Below are 20868 nucleotides of genomic sequence, written 5' to 3' on the forward strand. Positions count from 1 at the left end.
ATTTCCCGGAAATCACCGGGAAGCGGCGTCCGCATTGACGTCCAGGCAGATGCCGGGGTCGAAATCCGGCCCGTCCGCGCGGGTTCCGTCGAGGTTGGCGGCATACAGCGCGTTGTCCGGCCGCGACCGCAGGGCGCGCTCGAACCGGCGCGCGGCCGCGTTCTTGTCGCCGCGCCGCCAGGCCAGCACGCCGAGGTTGTTCTCGCCGCACGGGTGGCCCGGGGAGATGGCCATGGCCCGTTCGAAAGCGGTCAGGGAAGCGCCGTTTTCGGCCACCACCGCGAACTGGACGCCCTCCACCAGGGCGGCCTGGGCGTCGCTCAGTCGCACGTGGTCCAGTCCTCGGCAGGGGCAACGTTTCTTGGTGCAGGGCGGGCACCCCTCATAGAGCGTGACCTCGTCCATGACGTTGCCGAGCACGGTTTTGTCGCCGGGGCAGCGGAACACGGTCCCGTCCGGCTCCATGCGCAGCAGGGTGCGGCCCGCCGAGCAGGGCAGGTGTTCGAAGTTGAAGGCCACCTTTCTTCCCTGTTCCGGGTGGTCGGCGAAGATGGCCCGGGCCCGGTCGCCGTACGCCTCGGGGTAGCGCCGCCCTCCGAACTCGCCCCGGAAGGGGCGCGGGGTGATGGTGATGCCGTGGCTTGCGAAAAAGGCGACGTCCCTGTGGAAGCGCTCCTCCAGGGTGGGGTGGACCACGTAGTTGACGATGATCTCGAATCCCTTGTCCAGGAGCAGGCGGGCGTTGTCGATGAAGGCGTCCACGCCCTTGACCCGTTCGCGCTCCTCGATGTGCAGGGCCACGTACAGGTTGTGGACCCGCGCCGGGTCGATGCGCTCGGCGAAATCGCGGACCTTGGAGGACACGGACAGGTTGGTGTCGATGCCGATGACGTGGGTCCGGGTCAGGGTCTCGCAGATGTCGATGATCCCGGGGTAGATGAACGGCTCGCCGCCGGTCAGGCCGACCTTCCAGGTCTCGCCCGTGCCGTCGAGGAACGTCTTGATGCGGTCCGCGTCCAGGGTCTCGGTGACCGGGCTGTTGTCGTGGGGGAAGTAGCAGTATTCACAGCGGAAATTGCATTTCCGCGTCATGTTCCAGATCAATGCGTTGCAGGGGACGTTCATACCGGTGTGGCCTCCGTGCATGGTCCTGCCACATTGCCGGTAAAAATGCCAGCGCGGGTGGTGGCTTTTATTTCCAAGCTCTGTTACAACTATCGTCCCATGACTGCCGACTCCATGAATATACTGCTGCGCGAACTCGACGCCTGGAAGGACGCGGGTGCGACCGCCGAATTCTGGTGGCGCGACGACGACGCGGCCGAGCCCACCGTCCCCTTGGACCGGCTCATCTCCCTGAGCGGCCGCTTCGGCGTGCCGTGCGGCCTGGCCACGGTCCCGGCCAAGGCGGGCGAGCCGTTGCGAAAGACCGTGTCCCACGCCCACCTCGTGTGGGTCCTGCAGCACGGCTTCGCCCACAAGAACCACGCCCAATCCGGTGCCGGAGCCTGGGAGCTCGGCGGCCACCGGCCCAAGTCCGTGGTCATGGACGAGCTCAGGCAGGGCATGGGCAAGCTGACCCAGCTGTTCAAGTTCCAGTTCGTGCCCGTCCTGGTGCCGCCGTGGAACCGCATCGACCCCGAGCTTTTGCCTTACCTGCCGGTTTTGGGCTACCGGGGGCTGTCCTCCAGCTACAAGAAGTCGCGTTCCGCGCCGCCCGCCGGGCTGCGCGTGGCCGACGCCCATTGCGACGTGCTCCATTGGAAGGACAAGCCGAACGTGCGCTTTGCCGGAACCGAGAAGTGCCTGAAGCTGCTGGTCGACCACCTGCGGGACAAGCGCACCGGCGAGGCCGACGCGAGCGAGCCCACCTGCGTGCTGACTCACCACATGGTCATGGACGCGGACGCCTGGGCGTTCGTCGAGGCCCTGTTTGCGGCGACTGCGGCCCACTCTGCGGCCGAGTGGCTGTCCCCGGCCGCCATCTGGCCCGCCAAGGATTGATCCTGCCCCTGATTCCGGTCGATTATCCCCTGTTCGGCACCGAACAGGTAGGTTTCTGCTTGCACACGGCGGGCGAACGATCTACCGTCCCTGTCGAACCACTTCCCAGAGGATTGCCATGACCGCTACACTGCGCCCCATGAAGGCGGCGGACATAGACGCCGTCTGCACGCTCCTGCATGAGCATATGAATCCGAATTTCACCGCCAAACGCTGGAGGGCGCTGTTCTCTCCGGGGTGGTGCGAGGACAAGCCCGATCTGGGCATCGTGGCCGAGGACAACGGCCGCATCGTGGGCGTGCACGGCCACGTCTGCTCCTACCGGGTCATCGACGGCCACCGGGAGCGGTTCCGGAATTTCTCCTCCTGGTACATCCTCAAGGACTACCGCAAAAACGGGCTGGGCTCGGCCATGGTCGAGATGGCCTGCGCCGATCCCGACGTGACCTGCACCGTCTTCTCCCTGTCTCCCAAGCAGACCGATTTCTTCAAGACGCTCGGCATGAACGTGCTCGAGGAGGAACGGCTGCTGTGGCGCAAGACCGGCAAGGAATACGACAATCTCGAGTTGGTCAGCGACCCGGTCAAGATCCGCCAGTGGTGCGACCTGGGGGACATCCGCGTCTTCGACGACCACCACGACCTGCCGATCATCCCGGTCCTGGCCATGACCCGCTGCACCCAGTGCCTGCTCTTCCTGTCCCGGGCCGTCAAACACGGCGGCCAGATTTACTACGACGTGCTCTACCGCTCCAATCCGGGCATGTTCACCGACCGCATCCAGGACATCGCCGAGGCGCTTTTGCCCGACGAGGACTGCGTGCTGGCCGCTGACCGGCGGTTCGTGGACCACGACGCCGGGGGCGAGGTGGAGGTCATCAAGTCGCCGCGCTTCTTCAAGTCCGCGCGGGTCAAGCCCCGGGACATCGACCTGGCCTATTCCGAGATATCCCTGCTGGGGCTCAAACTCGACTAGCGCCGCTCTTGCCCAAAACCGCCCGGCAGGGTAGTTATCGGGCATGAGCGAAGAAAAAAAATATCCCACGGCCCTGGAAGCGCCCGAAGGCGACGTCACGCCCCTGACCCTGAGCCTGGTGGGCCGCCTGCTGGCCCAGTCCCGGCAGAGCCCGCGCAAGCGTATCCTCCAGAAGCTGCACAAGTCCCTGGACGCCACGGCGCACCGCATGTTCAACGCCCTGCAGCCCGGCACCTACGTCATGCCCCACCGGCATATCGATCCGGCCAAGGAGGAGACCCTCCTGGTCATGGCCGGGTCCATGCTCTTCATCCGCTTCACCGACGACGGCGAGATCGCGGAGCAGATCCTGCTCCAGCCGGGCACCGAGACCTTCGGCGTGGATGTGGCCCCGCATGTCTACCACACCTACGTGCCGCTCAAGACGGACACCCTGGTCTTCGAGTGCAAGACCGGCCCGTATTCGCCCGAATCGGACAAGGACGTGCCGGACTGGGCCCCGCGCGAAGGGACCCCCGAGGCCGAACCGTACCTGCTGGAGATGCTCAAGACCCTGGCCGCCAAGGCCAACGCCGAGGCCGAGGCGGCCAAGGCGGAGCGGGGCGGGGAACCGGACCAATAGCCGTCCGGCGGTCTTGCCGCCCGGCACCGAATACAGTACACGGGGTAAGTTTTTCCCGTAAGGAGACCACCCCGTGAACACCCGCGCCCTCCGCGCCGACATCCTGCTCTTCGTCACCGCCGCCATCTGGGGGCTGGCCTTTGTGGCCCAGCGCGTGGGCATGGAACACGTCGGCCCCCTGACCTTCAACGGCATCCGCTTCGCCCTCGGGGCCCTGGCCCTGGTCCCGCTCATTATGGCCTTGGAGAAACGGCGCGCGCCCGGCAACGCGGGCGCGGACCGCAGGCGCATGGCCATCGGCGGCGGCCTCCTCGGTCTGGCCCTGTTCGTCGGAGCCACCCTACAGCAGATCGGCCTGGCCGGTCCGCAGCTGGCCGGGTTCGGCCTGGAGGCGTCCACCGCGGGCAAGGCCGGGTTCATCACCGGGCTGTACGTGGTCCTGGTGCCGCTGTTCGGCCTGCTCCTGGCCCAACGGCCGGGCTGGGGCACATGGCTCGGCGCGGGGCTGGCCGTGGTCGGCATGTACCTCTTGTCCGTAACCTCGGATCTGACCATCTCCTTCGGCGACCTGCTGGTCTTCATCGGCGCGTTCTTCTGGGCCGGGCACGTGCTGCTCGTGGGCAAGCTTTCACCGGGGCTGGACGGGGTGGACGCCATCAAGCTGTCCACCATCCAGTTCGCGGCCTGCGCAATCCTGTCGCTCATCGGCGCAGTGGCCACCGAGGAGATCACCCTGACCGGCGTCGTGGGAGCAATCCCGGCCATCGCTTACGGCGGGCTCATGTCCGTGGGTGTGGCCTACACCCTCCAGGTGGTCGCCCAGCGTGACGCCCAGCCCGCCCACGCGGCCATCATCCTCAGCCTGGAATCGGTCTTCGCGGCCATCGGCGGCTGGCTGATGCTCGGCGAGGTTTTGTCCACCCGGGGCATGATCGGGTGCGGGTTGATGCTCACCGGCATGGTGTTGAGTCAGTTGAAGCCGTGACGGCGTCTTCACCGCCTTGAAGAGATAAGGAAGGCCGCCCGTTGGGCGGCTTTTTTGTGGGATGAAATGCGCGGTTGCACCGCTTGAGAGCCAGTGTGGAGGCTGCGCCTCCACAGCTTCCATGCCCTCCCGGCGGGGTCCATTTTTTTGCTGGCCCAAAAAAATAGACGAAAAAAAGGGCCTGGGGGGTTGGGTGGCCGCCCGGAGAACGGGAGGCAAGAAGCTGATCCGCTCGGGGCGGCTCCCGAATCGAGGCTCGCTGCGCTCACTGCGATTCAAAGAGCCGCCGCCCCTCGCGGTCAGCTTCTAACCTCCCGTTCAAGGGCTGGTTTGGGTGAAGGAAAGAGGTGTGGCGGGACGTAGTAGGGCGCGCCTCGGCGCGGGGCTGGGGAGAGCCGCTGTCAGGTGCTGCGCACCTGAATCGCTCCATGGAGGCATTAAGTGTGCCTGCCCAGCCTTGCTCCAAACCAAACGCCATGGGCCAATCCATTTATACGGGGGGCGGCAATCGGAAGCGCCCCCCAAGAGCCCGTAGGCGGCTTTCGCTGGCCGGACCGAAGGTCCGCTGCGCGGACGGTCAATCGCGTTCGCCCTGGCCCGCCGCCGGGCGAATCAGCCCGCCCTGCCGTTACCAGATTGTCGCCCACTCGTGATGGGATCGACGGGCGTGTCACCGGCGGGGCGGGTAGAACATCTTCAGCCAGCACGGAAAGCGAACTCCTTCCCTCCACTGCGGGGCGGGCCTCCCCATTGCACGCCCGCCCCGCAGCCTCTCCTTGCCAAACATGCCCGTTTGTGGTTCACAGAAAGCGACCATGCGAACATATATCTTCCTTCCGCCGGTCTCCAAACCGACCGGGGGCGTCACCGTGCTTCGGCAGATGGCCGACATTCTCCACCAATCCGGGCACGAGGCCTATCTCGTGGCCAGGGAAAAGGGCGGCTGGCGGCCCGAGGGGCTGGCCGACGCCGCGCCGGTGCTGGAATGGCGTGACCTGAAACTGACCGAGTCCGACGTCTGGGTGGTCCCCGAGGGGTGGATCAACGCCCTGGCGCCCGGGCTGTACGCCAACGCGCAGTGCTTCAGCTACGTCCAGAACTGGGCCTACCTCTTTTCCTCCATGCCCGACGGCGTGGACTGGCACAGCCTGCCCGTGGAATTCCTGGCCGTGTCCGACCCGGTCTCCAGGTTCATCAAGGAGACCACCTGCAAGGATGCCCCGGTCCTGCGGCCCGGCATCGACCGGTCCATCTTCCACGCGCCCGATTCCAAGCCCGATGGCCGGGTGAACGTGGCCTTCATGCCGCGCAAGAACAAGGCGCTGGTGGAGCAGATCAAGGCCATCCACGAACACCGCTGCGGCACGCACCAGGTCAATTGGGTGCCCATCGAGGGCATGGACGCGCACGGCGTGGCCGAGACCCTGCGCGCGGCGCACATCTTTCTGGCCACGGGCTTCCCCGAAGGGTGCCCCCTGCCGCCGCTCGAGGCCATGGCCTGCGGCTGCCTGCCCGTGGGGTTTGCCGGTTTCGGCGGCTGGGACTACATGCGCCAGGTCCAGGCCAAGCCGCGCTACACCCCGTGGATTCCCCTGCGCAAGGTCCCCTGGAAGGGCAACGGGTTGTGGTGCGCGGACAGCGACGTGCTCGACGCGGCCCTTTGCCTGGGCGAGGCCGTGACCATGTTCCAGGAGCGGGACCCGGCCCTGATGGCCGCCCTGGCCGCGGGCCAGAAGACCGCCAACGCCTATTCCCCGGAGGCGCAGAAGACCGCCATCCTCGAACTCTGGGAACAGCTGTGAGGGCGGATTGATGGGAAAGACCAAGCGCCCGGAACCCGAATCGCTGAGCCTGCCCCCGGTGGGGGTGGACTCCCACGCGCACCTGGATCTCGAGGATTTCGACGAGGACCGCGAAACGATCATCCGCCGCGCCCATGACTCGGGCGTGGGCCGCATGGTCAACGTCTTCCTGGGGCCGGACGCCTACGAGCGCGGGCGCGGCCTGTTCGACGCCCATCCGGAGATCAGCTTCATCATGGGCGTGCACCCCAACAACGCGGGCGACCTGACCGACGAGGCGCTCGAGCGTATGCGCGCCCATTTCAAGGCGGACCCGCGCCTCAAGGGCGTGGGCGAGATCGGCCTGGACTACTATTGGGAGCGCGTGCCCCACGACATGCAGAAGGACGCCTTCATCCGCCAGGCCGCCCTGGCCCGCGAGCTCTCCCTGCCCATCGTCATCCACTCGCGCGACGCCAACGACGACGCGGTGGACATCCTGGAGGCCGAGGGGTTCAGGGACTATCCGCTGCTCTGGCACTGCTTCGGCGCGGGCATCGAACTGGCCGAGCGGTTGGTGGCCAACGGCTGGCACATCTCCATCCCCGGACCGGTGACCTTCCGCAAGAATTCCGACGAGGTCCAGGCCGCCGTGGCGCGCATTCCCTTCGAGCGGCTGCTCATCGAGACCGACTGCCCCTACCTCGCGCCCGAGCCGTGGCGGGGCAAGCGCAATCATCCGGCCCTGTCCGTGTTCACCGCCCGCCGCGTGGCCCAGATCAAGGGCCGTCCGCTGGAGGACGTCTGGCGCATGGCCGGGGACAACGCCCGGCGTTTCTTCGGTCTGTAGACCGTCTCCCCCATGCGTCAAAGGGCGTAAAAAATCGCAAAAATCCTTCCGCTGGGAGCGGTTTGAGGCTACGGTTGCCAGCGATGATGCAAACAGCCGTTTCCGCCGTTCGATCGCACCGCGCGAACCTCCGCCGCCTGCCGCTGGTCCTGCTGGTCGGCCTGATCCTGTCGGGCCTGGCCCTTTTGCTGTTGCCCCACCGTGCATGGGCCGAGCTGCACGGCGTGGATCACCGGCTGGTCTTCTCCACCTTCCCGGCCGGCGGCCTGCACGACCTGTTCGACCACATCCTGAGCGAGGCATACGCCCGGCTCGGCTACGAGATCGAGCTGCAGGGCTACCCGGCCGAGCGCGCCCTGCTCATGGCCAACGACGGGCTGGTGGACGGCGAGGCGGGCCGGGTGAGCGTGGTGGAGCAGTCCTATTCGAACCTCATCCGGGTGCCCACGCCCCTGTACATCAACCGCATCGCCATACTGACCACCGACACCGAAGTCGACCCGAAAAAGGGTTGGGGCCAGTTCCAGAACTGCCGGGCGTGCATCCGCAACGGCTACAAGTTCCTGGAGAGCCGGGTCAAGGGAAAGCACCGCCATATGGTTTCGTCCTACGAAAAGATGCTCGAACTCCTCAGGAACAAGCGGGTGGACGTCGGCCTGGCCGAATTTTTCGATATCCTGCCCGTCCTGAACAAGGTCGGCATGGGCGGGGTGCGCATGCTCTGCGAGCCCATGGCCTCCAACCCCATGTTCCACTACCTGAACAAGCGCCACGCCGACCTGGTGCCCAAGATCGACGCCGTGCTGCGCGACATGACCGCCGAAGGACGGCTCAAGGCCATCGAGCTGCACCTGATGCAGGTGCACTTCAGCAATCTCGCCGGTTCCTGCCCCCTGGTCGAGCCCGCGCAGTAGCTCTTTCCCCTTGACTAGGAAAGGGAAAGGCATAGTCTCCGGCCATGAATTTTCTGACCCCCGGCATGCGCTTCATGCTGCTCGGCACCTTCTTCTTCTCCTTCGGCTCGCTCTTCGTCAAACTGGCCGGGAGCCGCTTGCCCACCATGGAGATTCTCTTCTTCCGGGGGCTCATCGGTTTGTTCCTGTGCCTGATCATGCTGCGCAAGTCCGGCGTGGGCATGTTCGGCAAGCGCAAGTTCCTGCTGGCCGCGCGCGGCCTGCTCGGCTTCGGGGCCATGTTCGCCGACTTCTACGCCATCGTGCACCTGCCCCTGGCGGACGCGCTGGTGCTCATCTTTTCCCATCCCATCACCGTGGCCCTGCTGGCCTGGCTGCTCATGGGCGAGACCCTCTCCAAAGGCGGGTTGGCCGCCATCCTGACCTCCGTGGCCGGGGTGGCCCTGGTCTGCCGCCCGGACTTCCTGTTCGGAACGGGCAGCCCGGACCTGGACACCTGGGGGCTGCTGGCCGCGCTGGTCAGCGTATTCCTGACCTCCTGGGCCATCCTGGCCGTGCGCGTCCTGGCCAAGACCGAGCGGCCCGCCGTGGTCATGCTCTATCCGCCCATCGCCATATCCCTGCTCTCGCCGCTCTTTGCCGACGGCTGGGTGACGCCGACCCTCGCGGAATGGGGGGTACTCTGCGGGGTGGGTCTGTTCATGAACCTCGGCCAGTTCTTCATGACCAAGGGGTACGCCATCGAGTCCGCGGCGCGCATCAGCGGGGTGTCCACCCTGGAGATCGTGTTCGCGTCCATGTGGGGCATGATGTTTCTGGGAGAGGTCCCGGACAGTTGGACCATCGGCGGCGGGGCGCTGATCGTCTTCGGCATCCTTCTGCTCGGGCGCAGCGGGATGAAGGAGCGGCAGCGCGAGCGCGAGGCCGCCTGATTCGTCGAACTCAGAACTTCTCGAATATCCGCAACAGTTCCTCGTCCACCTCTTCGGGATGGTCCGCGTTCAGCGTCACCAGCCGGTGCAGGAAGGTGAAGGACAGCTCGTCCATCTCCTTGAAGGACATGGCGGCATAGCTTCCCTTGATGCGCACGATCTCGCCCGAGACCACGATGCGGATGCCCGGCGACAGCGGCAGGTGCAGTTCGCACGGGGTCCCGGCCACGCAGTCCTCGCAGCCGTAGAGCAGCGCGCCCTTGAGGCTCAGGTTGCGGGTGGAAACGGGCGTGACCACCTCGCCGATGGTGATGTAGGCCTCGAAATCCGCCTCGATGCGTGTGCTGTTTCGCTTGTTCCTGTCCATGGCGTTTCCCTCTTACTGAGAACCATATCACAATAAGCGGAGCGGACTCAATGTTTCCGTGAGGGGATTGACCGCGCCGCGCCGCCGCTCTACGTTGAAACCATGAATATCCAAACCCTCTCCGCACGCATGGCCGACTGGATGGGCGATCCCGCGAACAACTCCCTGGGGCCGGACCTCGATCTGCCCGCCTTCGACGCCCCGCTGGTGGGCTGCGCGCCGGGCGACGACCCCTTGTTCGACTTTCTCAAACAGGACATCGGGCCGGACTTCTACTGGACCCCGGCCCAGGCCTTCGCCAAGGCGTTCCCCGAGGCGTCCGCGTCCGACCTGAGCGTCATCTCCTGGGTCCTGCCCCAGACCGAGCACACGCGCAAGGCGCACGGCCGGAACAAGGAGATGCCCAGCGTCGAATGGAGCCGCGCCCGGCACTACGGCGAAAAGGTCAACGAGGCCCTGCGTCGGTTCGTCACCGGCCTCTTTGCCGAGCTCGGCGTGGACGCCTGCGCGCCCGCGCTGCTCCCCGACTGGACCCGTGCCGAGTCGCCCCGCTACGGGTTCGCCTCCACCTGGTCCGAGCGGCACACGGCCCATGTCTGCGGACTGGGCACCTTCGGCCTGTCCGACGGGCTGATCACTCCCCGGGGCAAGGCCATCCGCGTGGGCTCGGTCATCGTCCGGGCGCAGCTTGAACCCACCCCGAGGCCGTACACCCGCCACAACGAGTGGTGTCTGTTCCACGCGGGCGGTAAATGCCGGGCCTGCATGAAGCGCTGCCCGGCCGGGGCCATCTCCGAAAACGGGCACGACAAGGTCAGGTGCAAGACTTACATCCGCTCCATCACCGCGCCGCACGTGGAGGAGAACCAGCTCGGCTTCCGCGTCAACAGCTGCGGGTTGTGCCAGGTCAGGGTGCCGTGCGAGAGCAGGAACCCGACTGTTACGCGCGGGGAGTAGGGCGCAAGAAGGAAGGGATGCCGCTTCGCGGCGGTTGTCGGGTGACTTCGCCTCCGGCGGGCAAGGGTGTAACCCTTGCATCCCACTGGGCGCCTTCGGCGCGGGAGTTTTCATAGTAAAAGGCCGGTTCCCATAGCGGGAACCGGCCTTTTGTTGTCTTGGTGTGAAGATCGGCCTAGTCGTATTCGACGGCCGAGAAGCGCATCAGGGTGTCCCAGTTGTGGATGGCCTCCACGTAGCGGATGGTCCCGGTCTTGCCGCGCATGACCAGGGATGAGGTCTCGGCGCCGTGGCCGTGGTAGGTCACGCCCTTGAGGAAGGTGCCGCCGGAGATGCCGGTGGCCGCGAAGAACAGGTCGTCGGACTTGACCAGGTCGCCCACGGTCAGAACCCTGCGGATGTCCATGCCGAACTCGGCCAGGTTGTTCTTTTCCTTCTGCTTCTGCGGGTCGAGCTTGGCGAACATCTCGCCGCCCATGATGCGGATGGCGATGGCCGAGAGCACGCCCTCCGGGGTGCCGCCGGTGCCCATCATGACGTCCACCTCGCAGCGCGGGTCGATGGCCATGAGCGAGCCGGTGATGTCGCCGTCGGTGTGCAGCTGGATGCGCGCGCCCGCCTCGCGGATCTCGGAGATCAGTTTCTTGTGGCGCGGCTTGTCCAGAACGAAGACCACCAGGTCGTCCACGTCCTTGTCCAGGGCGCGGGCGATGAGCTTCAGGTTGTGGCCGGTGGGGGCCTCGATGTCGACCACGTCCTTGGCGTGGGCCGGGACGACCAGCTTCTGCATGTAGTAGCTCGGGCCCGGATCGAACATGGCGCCCGCAGGGGCCACGCCGACAACGGAGATGGCGTTGGGACGGCCGTTGGCCAGCAGGTTGGTACCCTCCAGCGGGTCCACGGCGATGTCCACCTTGGGACCGGTGCCCAGGCCGAGTTTCTCACCGGCGTAGAGCATGGGCGCGTCGTCCTTCTCGCCTTCGCCGATCTTGATCTGGCCTTCGATCTCCAAGGTGTTGAAGCACAGCCTCATGGCGTCGACCGCCGCCTGGTCGGCTGCGATCTTGTCGCCTTTGCCGAGCCAGCGGGCGCAGGCCAGGGCGGCGGCTTCAGTGACACGGACCAGGTCCAGTGCGAGGTTTTTCTGTGGTGCTTCCATGTGCGTCTCCTAGTATTTCTCCCGGATCATCCGGGCGAAGTTCTCCGGGGTGAACCCGTACTTGTCGGACAGGGTCTTGCCCGGGGCGCTGGCTCCGAAATGGTCGACGCCGAGGACAACGCCGTTCAGGCCGACATATTTGTGCCACAGGGTGGTCCGGCCGGCTTCGGCCGCGGCCCGTGCGATCACTTCGGGCGGCAATACTGCATTTTTATACGATTCGGGCTGATCGTCAAACAGTTTGGCCGACGGCATGGATACCACGCGCACTTTCCGCTTCAAAAGCTTGGCCGTTTCCAGGCACAGCGAGACTTCGGAGCCCGAGGCGACGAGAATCAGGTCCGGGGTGCCGTCGCAGTCCTTGAGCACGTAGCCGCCCTTGCGCGGGCCGTCCACGATGGCCGGGTATTCGGCCGGGTCCAGGATGGGCAGCCCCTGGCGGGTCAGGAACAGGGTGGAGGGCATCTTCTCCTGCTTCAGCGCGATGTCCAGGCAGACCTTGGTCTCGTTGGCGTCGGCCGGGCGCAGGTCGATGAGGTCCGGGATCAGCCGCAGCGAGCTGACGTGCTCGATGGGCTGGTGCGTGGGGCCGTCCTCGCCCACCCAGAAGGAGTCGTGGGTGAAGACGTACAGGACCGGCAGCTCCTGCAGGGCGGACATGCGGATGGCGTTGCGGCAGTAGTCCGAGAAGGTCAGGAAGGTGGCCCCGAACGGGAGCAGGCCGCCGTGCAGCTGCATGCCGTTCATGATCGCGGCCATGTTGAACTCGCGCACCCCGAAGGCCAGGTTGCGCGCACCATAACCGTCCACGGCGAAGTCGCCGTAGGTGTTGCGGAAATTGGCGGTCTGGTTGGACGGGTCCAGGTCGGCGGAGCCGCCCACCAGGGTGGGCAGGGATTCCATGACCGCGTCCAGGCAGGTGCCCCAGGCCTTGCGGGTGGCCATGGACTCGCCGGGGGTGAACTCGGGCCAGTCGATGGACAGCTCGGCCCTGGCCTTGGTCACGTGGCCCCACATCTGAGCGAATTCCTTGTCGGACAGCTTGCCGTCGACCATGGCCTGCCAGTCGGCCGCGTTCTTGCGCATCCCGTCGAACCGGGACCGGTACTCGGCGACCACGTCCTCGGGCACGTAGAAGTCCTCCTCGGGCAGGCCGAGCTTCTTCTTGGTGGCCTTGATCTCGTCGGCCTTGAGCGGCTCGCCGTGGGTCTTGTGGCTGCCCTCCATGGAGGCGCATCCCTTGGCCATGGTGGTGTGGCCGATGATCAGGGTCGGCTTGCCGGTCTCCAGCTGCGCGTCCCTGATGGCCTTGCGGATCTCGTCGTGGTTGTGGCCGTCCACTTCCAGGACCTGCCAGCACAGCCCTTCGAAGACCTTGCGGTGGTCGGTGCAGTCCGACTTGCAGGTCGGACCGGCCAGCTGGATCTTGTTGGAGTCGTAGAAGACGATCAGCTTGCCCAGGTTCCACAGGCCGGCCAGGGCGGCCGCGCCCATGGCGATGGGCTCCTGCAGGTCGCCGTCGGACGAGAGCACGTAGGTGTAGTGGTCCATGACGTCCGCGCCGAGCTTGTCGCGCAGGTACGCCTCGGCCGAGGCAAAGCCCACGGACATGGCCAGACCCTGGCCCAGCGGGCCGGTGGTGGCCTCCACGCCCGGAGTCAGGTGGACCTCGGGATGGCCCGGCGTCAGGGAGCCGAACTGGCGGAAATTCTTGATGTCGTCAATGGAGATGAAGCCGTTCAGGTGCAGCAGGCTGTAGAGCAGCATGGACTCGTGCCCGGCCGAGAGGATGAAGCGGTCGCGGTTGAACCACCGGGGGTCGTCGGGATTGAAGTTCAGGAACTCGGAAAAGAGGATGGTGGCGTAGTCGGCGGAGGACATGGCCCCGCCCGGATGGCCGGAGTTGGCCTTGGCCACGCCGTCCATGATCAGTCCCTTGACCACGGCGATGGTCTTGTCCGTCTGTGTCATTGGTCGATACCCTTGTTTAGTGATGTTATTGGGAGACGGTTTCGATGAGGTCGATGCGCCGCTGGTGCCGGTCGCCCTCGAAAGTCGATTCCAGGAAGACCTTGAGGACGCTCAAGGCCAGCCCCTGCCCGGTGACGCGCTCGCCCATGCACAGGCACTTGGCGTCGTTGTGCGCCCGGGCCATGCGGGCGTGAAATTCGTTGGTGCACAGCGCGGCGCGCACGCCCATGCGGTTGGCGGTCATGGTCATGCCCTGGCCCGTGCCGCAGATGAGCACGCCGAGCTTGTCCCCGTCCGCCTTGAGCTTGTCGCAGACCTTGGCCGCGAAAATGGGATAGTCGCAGGAGTCCAGGCAGTCCGGCCCCTCGTCCTCCACGGTGTAGCCCCAGTCCTTCAGGGCCTTGATGAAAACCTGCTTGAGATGGTAGCCCCCGTGATCGGAGCCGATGACAATGGTCTTGCTCACTGTTCCCCCCCTTGGGATGCGCCGCCGTCCTCGCGGCGGATGTGCTTCATGCGCTCTTCGCGGTCGTTGGCCAGTTCATCCTTCAGGGCGTCGATCTCCTCCTTGAGAAAGGCGATCTGCTTGAGGCAGAGTTCCTTCTCCGCCGCCTTGCCCCGGGGCGCCTCCGCGATACGCCCGAGGATGCCATATTCCCGTTCCAGTTCTTTTTCAAGCCTGCCGACCTCGAACCTCCCGGACAGGGAGCGGACCAGCCATTTCATCTCGGCCAGCCAGGTCTTCAGGCCGAGGATAAAGATGTCCATCACCGTTTCCTGCGGATGCTCGCTCATTGCTTGTCCTCGTGTATGACGGGGATTTCCCCGGTTTGTTCATCCGTGTACCCATTGTCCAGCCGGATGGGGACGATCTCTTCGGGCAGTTCCAGGGCCAGGGATTTGGCGGGCCAGGCCGCCAGCATAAGCTCCCGGGACTTTATGTGCAAGACGCCGCGCTCTCCGTTGTCCAGGGACAGGGTCAGCTTGTCGGGCAGGGGGACCTGCCCCTCGGGCGCGTCCTCGTAGCGGTCGACCGTGAAGACCCATTGCCGGGCCTCCTGCGAGCGCGAGGTCAGCCCCTCCAGCCGCACCGGGCGGCCCCAGCGGTCCAGGACGATGCGCCGGGTGAGCCCGCCGGAAAAGGTATAGGCGTAGTTCTCGCCCTCGACCCCGGCCTCGGCGTAGCGCCGGGGGGCGAGCTTGGAGAAGTCGCCGGACAGGGCGTTGCCCAACTCGCTTAAGGAAAAGGGGAAGGGCATGCCCAGGCGCGTGGCCCCGAGCACGGAATTCTTGTGCGCGTACGCCTTCTGGTCCTCGGGGTAGAAGACCAGCAGCCCGGACCTGTCCTCGCGGATGTGGGCCAGCAGGGTGCCGATGGAGGCGGACACGTCCAGCCGCATGGGGCCGTCGAAGTCGCCCCACAGGGAGATCAGGGTCCGGTTGGTCTTCCTGGTCGGTTTGGTCCGGGAATAGTACAGGCTGGCCCGGACGCGGACGCCCTTGCCCGCGGGCCGGACGCAATAGTGCTGCCGGAAGGCGGACCAGGCCGCCCTGGGGGTGTCCAGTTCCAGGCCGGGCGGTATCCTGGTGGCGCAGCCCGAGAGGACCGCCAGTATCAGGACGGCCGCGGTCGCCGCCGGAACGAGCGTCGATCCGTAGCGGCTCATAATTTCTTCAACTTCTCCCTGACGGCCTCGGCCTCGGGCGAGTGGTGCTTGAGCGCGTAGTTATAGCCCTTGCGCGCGGCCTTGGTCTTGCCCAGGGCGGCGGCGATGTCGCCGTAGTGCTCCCAGATGGTCGGGTCCTTGTCGACCATGTCCACGGCGTAGCGGATGTACTCCCAGGCCTTTTCCAACTCGTTCCTCTTGAAGTGGACCCAGGCCACGGAGTCGAGGATGTAGCCGTTCTCCGGGTCGAGCTTGGAGGCCTTGGTCACCAGGACCAGGGCGCGGTCCAGTTCGCGGCCCTCCTCGGCCAGGGTGTAGCCCACGTAGTTCAGCGCGTTGGCGTGGTCGGGGTGGGAGCGGATGATGGTCTCCATCAGGGCCAGCCCCAGGGCGCGGCGGTCGGTGACCTCGTAGACCATGGCCAGCTCGTAGGTCAGTTCGGGGTCGTTGCGCAGGCGCGTCAGCCCCTCCTTGAGGGCGGCCTCGGCACCGGCCATGTCGTCCTGGTTCTTCTTCAGCCCGGCCTCGAGGATGTAGAAGATGGAGGCGTTGGGGTAGAGCTTCTTGCCCCGGGCGGCCATGGCCAGGGCCTCGTCCATCTTGCCCTGGACGGCCAGCAGCTGGGCCTTGAAGCGCAGGGCGTGGGGGTACAGCCGGTCCGTGTCCTTGACCTCGTCGAGATAGGTCAGGGCCTTGGCCGGGTCGTTCTCGCCCTCGTCGGCGATGACCGCCTTGTAGAAATAGTATTCGGCGGGCACGGTGCCATCGGAGGTCAGCATGTCCAGGACCGTGGACCCCTGGGCGAAGAACCCGTCGTTGATGAACATGAGCACCGCGTCCAGGATGAAGGACTTGGTCGGCGGGCCGCTCAGGGCCAGCTCCAGGGCCTTGGCCGGGTCGTTCAGCTTGAGGTTCAGGTTGATCAGCCTAAGGCGCGCCTCGGGGAAGGAGTCGCTCTGCTCCAGGATGGAGCCGTAAATCCGCTCGGCGGCCACGTAATCCTTGGCCAGCTCGTACTGGTAGGCCAGTTCGACCATGGCCTCGGTGAACTCCGGGTCCATGGCCACGGCCTTCTTCAGGTTGTTGATGGCCGACTTGCGCATGCCCAGGTTCCCCTGGACCCGGCCCATGGCGTACAGGGCGTCGGCCGAGCGCTGCTTCTCCGGGATCAGCTTGAGCACGTCCAGGGCCTTGGCGTCCTGGCCCGCGTCCATGAGCATCTGGCCCAGCCGTTCCCTGGCCTCCATGTCCTTGGGGTGGCGGCTCAGGAAGCCGTCCATGATGGCGATGGCGTCGTCCGTGCGGTTGTCGGCCACGTAGGAGTTGGCCAGGTACACGGTCAGCAGCCGGTTGTCCGGAAATATCTCCAGCCCCTCCTTGAGGGCCTCGCGGGACCGGCTGGTGCCCTCGGGGTGGTTCCAGAACATGCCCGCCTTTTCCACGTAGAGCTCGGGCGTGGGGGCCAGGGCCAGGACGCGGTCCAGGGCGGCCACGGCCCGGGCGTGGATGTCGTTGACCTCCTGGGTGGTCAGGGTGGACCGCTCGCCCTCCTGGGCGTGCCGCTGCAACTGGTGCAGGAGGTCCTGGTAGGTCAGGTAGTCGTAGTCGAGCCGGGCCGAGTCGGTCATGGTCGGCGCGGGCATGGGCTTGGCCGCGCCGGTTCCGGCGGCGCAACCGGCGACGGCCAGGAGCGCGAGGAGCGCCAGGGCAGCCAGTGCTGTGTGTGAGTCAGGCCTTGAGAATCGTTTCATCCGTCCGTCCCGATTGGCGTCGCCGCCGATTAATCGTGTTCCAGTACCCAGTCTCTGGAGAAATCCTTGACCTTGTCCGTCAGGTGTTCGCGGATCTTGGCCATCAGTCGGGCCTCGATCTGGCGGACGCGTTCCCTGGTGACGCCGAACTCCTCGCCGATCTCCCGCAGGGTCACGGGGTCCTCGGAGAGCAGCCGGCGATCGAGGATGGCCACTTCCTTGTCGTTCAGGGAGGAGCGGATCTCCCTGATGTTGTCCAGGAGCAGGTCGACGATCTGGTCGTTGGCGATGGACTCCTCCACGCCCGGGGAGAGCGACGGCAGGAAGTCCATCCTGGTGGCGTCGGAATCCTCGCCCAGCGGCGTGTTCAGCGACATGTCGTTCTTGGACAGCCGCTGGTCCATCTCGTCGATCTCGGCCTCGGACACCCCGAGCCGCTCGCTCAGCGCTTCGGTCGAGGGGTCGAACCCCAGCGTCTGGAGGCGCTGGCGCTCCTTGTTCAGGTTGTAGAACAACTTGCGCTGGGTCTGGGTGGTCCCTATCTTGACCATGCGCCAGTTGTCCATGATGTACTTCAGGATGTACGCCTTGATCCAGAAGGCCGCGTAATAGGAGAACTTGATCCCTTTTTCCGGGTCGAACTTGGTCACCGCCTTGAGCAGGCCGACGTTGCCCTCCTGGATGAGGTCCAGGCCGTTCTGCATCCAGCGGCGCTGGAAGTCCATGGCGATCTTGACCACCAGGCGCAGGTGCGAGGACACCAGCTTGAAGGCGGCGTCCTGGTCGTTCTCCTCCTGGACCCGTTTGGCCAGGGCGTATTCCTCTTCCGGTTCCAGCATGGGAAACCGGGCGATTTCCTTGAGGTACAGCTGCAGCGGGTCGCGGACCCGGACCGCCTTGGAGGACGGGGCGAGGTTCAGCGCCGGGAGCTTGTTCTCCAGCCCTTCGGCCTTGGCCGGGGCGTTGGGGGATATATCGGTGGCCTCGTCGTCGAGGTCGTCCTCGTCAAAGCCGTCTGCGTCGAAGTCCTCTCCGTCGAAGTCGTCTTCGTTGAAGTCGGTCTCCTCGAGATCATCCTCGACGATTTCCGGTTCGACCACCGCGGTCGTTTTTTCAGATGTCATTGCTACGTTGGATGCGGCGCAAAGGCGCCCGGTTCAATACAAATATAAGAGCAAGAAGGTCACACTATAGATTTTGGCCGACCTTATCAATGATTTTCAGGCAAGGGCAACTTGTGCAAAACCGTGCCTGCACAAGGGGTGCAACGGTTCGGGAGGCCCGAGAAAAAGCTTGATTTCCGGTCGGGTCGCCGCTATATCGAGATATCTTGATATAAGAATACATCGGCCTGTGCGTCAAGCGCCCGTCCCCGGCGGGGTTCGGCCCGGCCGCACGCCCGATCAGACGGAGGATACCAGTGCCCGATTTCAGGTCAATACTCGACGACGACAGGATCTATTATTTCGACGGCGGCTACGGCACCCTGCTGCAGAGCAGGGGGCTGCCCGCCGGACTCTCGCCCGAGCTCTGGGGGCTCAAGGAGCCCGACGTCATCCGCGCCGTGCACCGGGACTACCTCGAAGCCGGGGCGAACATCCTGACCACCAACACCTTCGGCGGCTCGCGGCCCAAGCTCGGCCTGAACGCCGATCCTTTCGAGCTGAACCGGGCCATGACCGCCATCGCCCGCGAGGTGGCCGGGGACAACGCCTTCGTGGCCGCGTCCATCGGACCCACCGGGCACTTCGTCAAGCCGCTGGGCGAGATGACCTTCCGCGAACTGGTGGACATCTTCAAGGAGCAGATCGAGGGCTGCGTGGCCGGCGGCGCGGACCTGATCCTGGGCGAGACCCATTTCGACCTGGCCGAGGCCAAGGCCGTGGTCATCGCCGCGCGCATGGTCTGCGACCTGCCCGTGGCCATCTCCATGACCTTCGAGGGCGAGGCCTCCCTGACCGGCACTTCGCCGCAGACTTTCGTGGACACCATGCAGAACATGGGCGTGGAACTCATCGGCACCAACTGCTCGGCCGGGCCCGAGCAGATGCGCGACACCCTGCGCGCCTGGGCCCCGCGCCTGGAAACCCCGACCTTTGCCGAGGCCAACGCGGGGCTGCCCGAGCTGGACGCGGACGGCAACACCGCCTTCCGGCTGCAGCCCGAGCCCTTCGCCGAGCAGGCCGCCCAGTTCGCGGACCTGGGGGCCAAGTTCATCGGCGGCTGCTGCGGGACCACGCCCGATCACATCCGCGCCCTGCGCAACAAGGTTGGCGACGCGGCCTGGAAGCGTCCGCAAAAGACCGACAACGCCCAGCTGGTCCTGACCTCGCGCTCGGTGTCCGTGCCGGTCGGTTTCGACCATCCCGGCGTGATCATCGGCGAGCGCATCAACCCCACAGGCAAGAAGCAGCTCACCGCCGAGTTGCAGGAATCCGTCTTTTCCGAGGCGCACCGATTTGCCGCCGAGCAGGTCGAGCTGGGCGCGCCGGTGCTCGACGTCAACGTGGGCGCGCCTCTGGTCGACGAGGTCGCGCTCCTGCCCGAGCTGATCACCTCCCTGCTGGGCCGCGTGACCACGCCCCTGTCCATCGACTCCAACGACCCGGCGGCCGTGGAGGCCGGACTATGGGCCTATCCGGGCTCGCCGCTGGTCAACTCCATCTCAGGAGAACCGGGCAAGATGGAGCGGCTCGGCCCCCTGTGCAAGCTCTTCGGCGCGCCGTTCATCCTCCTGCCCATCGTGGGCAACAAGCTGCCCGTGACCGCGGCCGAGCGGATCAAGGTCATCGAGGGCCTCCTGGCCCAGGCCGACGCGCTCGGCATCCCGCGCCGTCTGATCATGGTCGACGCCCTGGCCCTGACCGTCTCGTCCAAGCCCGAGGCGGCCCGCCATTCCATGGAGGTCATGCGCTACTGCCGCGACGAGTGGGGCTTGCCCACGACCATCGGCCTGTCCAACATCTCCTTCGGGCTTCCGGCGCGCGAGCTGCTCAACTCCACCTTCCTGGCCCTGTCCATGGGCGCGGGGCTGTGCTCGTTCATTTCCAACCCCAACTCCGCGCGCATCCAGGAGTCCCTGCACGCCGCCGAGGTCCTGCTCGGCCGCGACCCGCAGGCCGCTCGCTACATCGACAAGTTCTCCGGCTGGGTCGGCGGGGGCGGGGTCCAGGCCGCGTCCACCCAGGCCGCACCGTCCGGAACCGCCGCCATGCCGCCGGTCCAGGCGGCCGTGGTCAAGGGCGACAAGGACAACGTGGTCGGGCTGGTCGAGGCCGAGCTGGACAACGGCAAGTCCGCCATGGACATCGTCAACGACCTGCTCATCCCCGGCATCCTCGTGGTCGGCGACAAGTACGAGACCAAGGAATACTTCCTGCCCCAGCTCCTGCAATCGGCAGAGACCATGCAGACCGCCTTCCAGCGCCTCAAGCCGCTGCTCGAAGAGGACGGCGGCGCAGGCGCCAGGCCGGTGGTCGTCATGGCCACGGTGGAGGGCGACATCCACGACATCGGCAAGAACATCGTCTGCCTGATGCTCAAGAACTACGGCTTCGAGGTCGTGGACCTGGGCAAGGACGTGCCCGCCGCCAAGATCGTGGACGCGGCCGCCGAACACGACGCCGCCATCATCGGCCTGTCCGCGCTCATGACCACCACCATGGTGCGCATGGAAGACACGGTCAAACTCGTGGCCGAACGCAATCTGCGCGCAAAGGTCATCATCGGCGGGGCCGTTGTCACCGAAAAGTTCTGCAACGCCATCGGCGCCCACGGCTGGTCCACCGACGCCGTCGCCGCCGTCAAGCTGGCGCAAAGGTTGACGCAGTAAGCGTGCCTCCGGCGGCCGGGGGAAGGGGAGAGGGAAACCCTTTGAAAAGGGCTTTCCCTCTCCCCTTCCCCCGAACCCCCATCCCCTCTCCCTTCCTAAA

19 protein-coding genes are annotated in these 20868 nt (G+C 65.9%); 10 read left to right on the plus strand and 9 right to left on the minus strand.

Annotated elements, in window-relative coordinates:
• Positions 1–12 precede the first annotated feature (12 nt).
• Positions 13–1125, minus strand: a complete 1113-nt coding sequence (locus ACR42D_RS00970; RefSeq protein WP_484565008.1) for a radical SAM protein — start codon at positions 1123–1125, stop codon at positions 13–15.
• Positions 1126–1239: 114 nt separating this feature from the next.
• Between ACR42D_RS00970 and ACR42D_RS00975 the strand changes: the two genes are divergently transcribed.
• From ACR42D_RS00975 to ACR42D_RS01010, 8 genes are all read left to right on the plus strand, one after another.
• The gene (locus ACR42D_RS00975) at positions 1240–2004 is read left to right on the plus strand and encodes a polysaccharide deacetylase family protein (protein WP_484565009.1); all 765 of its coding nucleotides are present in this window, start codon (positions 1240–1242) and stop codon (positions 2002–2004) included.
• Positions 2005–2122: 118 nt separating this feature from the next.
• Positions 2123–2980 (plus strand): GNAT family N-acetyltransferase, encoded by an 858-nt coding sequence (locus tag ACR42D_RS00980; protein ID WP_484565010.1) that lies wholly within the window; start codon positions 2123–2125, stop codon positions 2978–2980.
• A 43-nt stretch (positions 2981–3023) separates the two neighbouring features.
• A complete protein-coding gene (locus ACR42D_RS00985; RefSeq protein WP_484565011.1) occupies positions 3024–3602 on the plus strand; it encodes a WbuC family cupin fold metalloprotein in 579 nt (192 codons plus the stop codon).
• 73 nt (positions 3603–3675) lie between these two features.
• Positions 3676–4587, plus strand: a complete 912-nt coding sequence (locus ACR42D_RS00990) for a DMT family transporter (RefSeq protein ID WP_484565012.1) — start codon at positions 3676–3678, stop codon at positions 4585–4587.
• Between the two features lie 815 nt (positions 4588–5402).
• Positions 5403–6389 carry a glycosyltransferase family protein gene (locus ACR42D_RS00995; RefSeq protein ID WP_484565013.1) on the plus strand — a complete coding sequence of 329 codons (987 nt, stop codon included), beginning with the start codon at positions 5403–5405 and terminating at the stop codon, positions 6387–6389.
• Between the two features lie 10 nt (positions 6390–6399).
• Positions 6400–7218 carry a TatD family hydrolase gene (locus ACR42D_RS01000; protein ID WP_484565014.1) on the plus strand — a complete coding sequence of 273 codons (819 nt, stop codon included), beginning with the start codon at positions 6400–6402 and terminating at the stop codon, positions 7216–7218.
• An 83-nt stretch (positions 7219–7301) separates the two neighbouring features.
• Positions 7302–8132 (plus strand): substrate-binding periplasmic protein, encoded by an 831-nt coding sequence (locus ACR42D_RS01005; RefSeq protein ID WP_484565015.1) that lies wholly within the window; start codon positions 7302–7304, stop codon positions 8130–8132.
• 44 nt (positions 8133–8176) lie between these two features.
• Positions 8177–9064: a DMT family transporter gene (locus ACR42D_RS01010; protein ID WP_484565016.1), complete on the plus strand. Its 888-nt coding sequence runs from the start codon at positions 8177–8179 to the stop codon at positions 9062–9064.
• A 10-nt stretch (positions 9065–9074) separates the two neighbouring features.
• On the opposite strand, the gene ACR42D_RS01015 is transcribed toward ACR42D_RS01010, so the two are convergent.
• The gene (locus ACR42D_RS01015; RefSeq protein WP_338669008.1) at positions 9075–9431 is read right to left on the minus strand and encodes a PilZ domain-containing protein; all 357 of its coding nucleotides are present in this window, start codon (positions 9429–9431) and stop codon (positions 9075–9077) included.
• Positions 9432–9533: 102 nt separating this feature from the next.
• Between ACR42D_RS01015 and ACR42D_RS01020 the strand changes: the two genes are divergently transcribed.
• The gene (locus tag ACR42D_RS01020; protein ID WP_484565017.1) at positions 9534–10388 is read left to right on the plus strand and encodes a 4Fe-4S ferredoxin; all 855 of its coding nucleotides are present in this window, start codon (positions 9534–9536) and stop codon (positions 10386–10388) included.
• Positions 10389–10563: 175 nt separating this feature from the next.
• Here the strand turns inward: ACR42D_RS01020 and glpX are convergent, their stop codons facing one another.
• Genes glpX through ACR42D_RS01055 form a run of 7 tightly spaced genes read right to left on the minus strand, consistent with a single transcriptional unit; the run spans position 10564 to position 18060 of the window.
• On the minus strand, positions 10564–11547 hold the full coding sequence (gene glpX / locus ACR42D_RS01025) for a class II fructose-bisphosphatase (RefSeq protein ID WP_484565018.1): 984 nt from the start codon (positions 11545–11547) through the stop codon (positions 10564–10566).
• Positions 11548–11556: 9 nt separating this feature from the next.
• Entirely contained in the window at positions 11557–13518 is a 1962-nt protein-coding gene (gene tkt, locus ACR42D_RS01030) for a transketolase (RefSeq protein ID WP_484565019.1), read from the minus strand.
• A gap of 25 nt (positions 13519–13543) precedes the next feature.
• On the minus strand, positions 13544–13984 hold the full coding sequence (gene rpiB, locus ACR42D_RS01035; protein ID WP_484565020.1) for a ribose 5-phosphate isomerase B: 441 nt from the start codon (positions 13982–13984) through the stop codon (positions 13544–13546).
• A complete protein-coding gene (locus ACR42D_RS01040) occupies positions 13981–14286 on the minus strand; it encodes a hypothetical protein (RefSeq protein ID WP_484565021.1) in 306 nt (101 codons plus the stop codon). The genes rpiB and ACR42D_RS01040 overlap by 4 nt, the downstream gene beginning before the upstream one ends.
• A gap of 23 nt (positions 14287–14309) precedes the next feature.
• Positions 14310–15185: a hypothetical protein gene (locus ACR42D_RS01045; protein WP_484565022.1), complete on the minus strand. Its 876-nt coding sequence runs from the start codon at positions 15183–15185 to the stop codon at positions 14310–14312.
• Positions 15182–16936, minus strand: coding sequence for a tetratricopeptide repeat protein (locus tag ACR42D_RS01050; RefSeq protein ID WP_484565023.1), 1755 nt, complete (start codon positions 16934–16936; stop codon positions 15182–15184). Before ACR42D_RS01050 ends, ACR42D_RS01045 begins: the two co-directional genes overlap by 4 nt.
• A 29-nt stretch (positions 16937–16965) precedes the next feature.
• A complete protein-coding gene (locus tag ACR42D_RS01055; protein WP_484565024.1) occupies positions 16966–18060 on the minus strand; it encodes a sigma-70 family RNA polymerase sigma factor in 1095 nt (364 codons plus the stop codon).
• Between the two features lie 296 nt (positions 18061–18356).
• Here ACR42D_RS01055 and ACR42D_RS01060 point away from each other — a divergent pair, with 296 nt between their 5' ends.
• On the plus strand, positions 18357–20768 hold the full coding sequence (locus ACR42D_RS01060; RefSeq protein ID WP_484565025.1) for a homocysteine S-methyltransferase family protein: 2412 nt from the start codon (positions 18357–18359) through the stop codon (positions 20766–20768).
• Positions 20769–20868: the final 100 nt, after the last annotated feature.

The sequence above is a fragment of the Pseudodesulfovibrio sp. lm2024 genome (assembly GCF_051175575.1).
Classification (GTDB): domain Bacteria; phylum Desulfobacterota; class Desulfovibrionia; order Desulfovibrionales; family Desulfovibrionaceae; genus Pseudodesulfovibrio; species Pseudodesulfovibrio caledoniensis.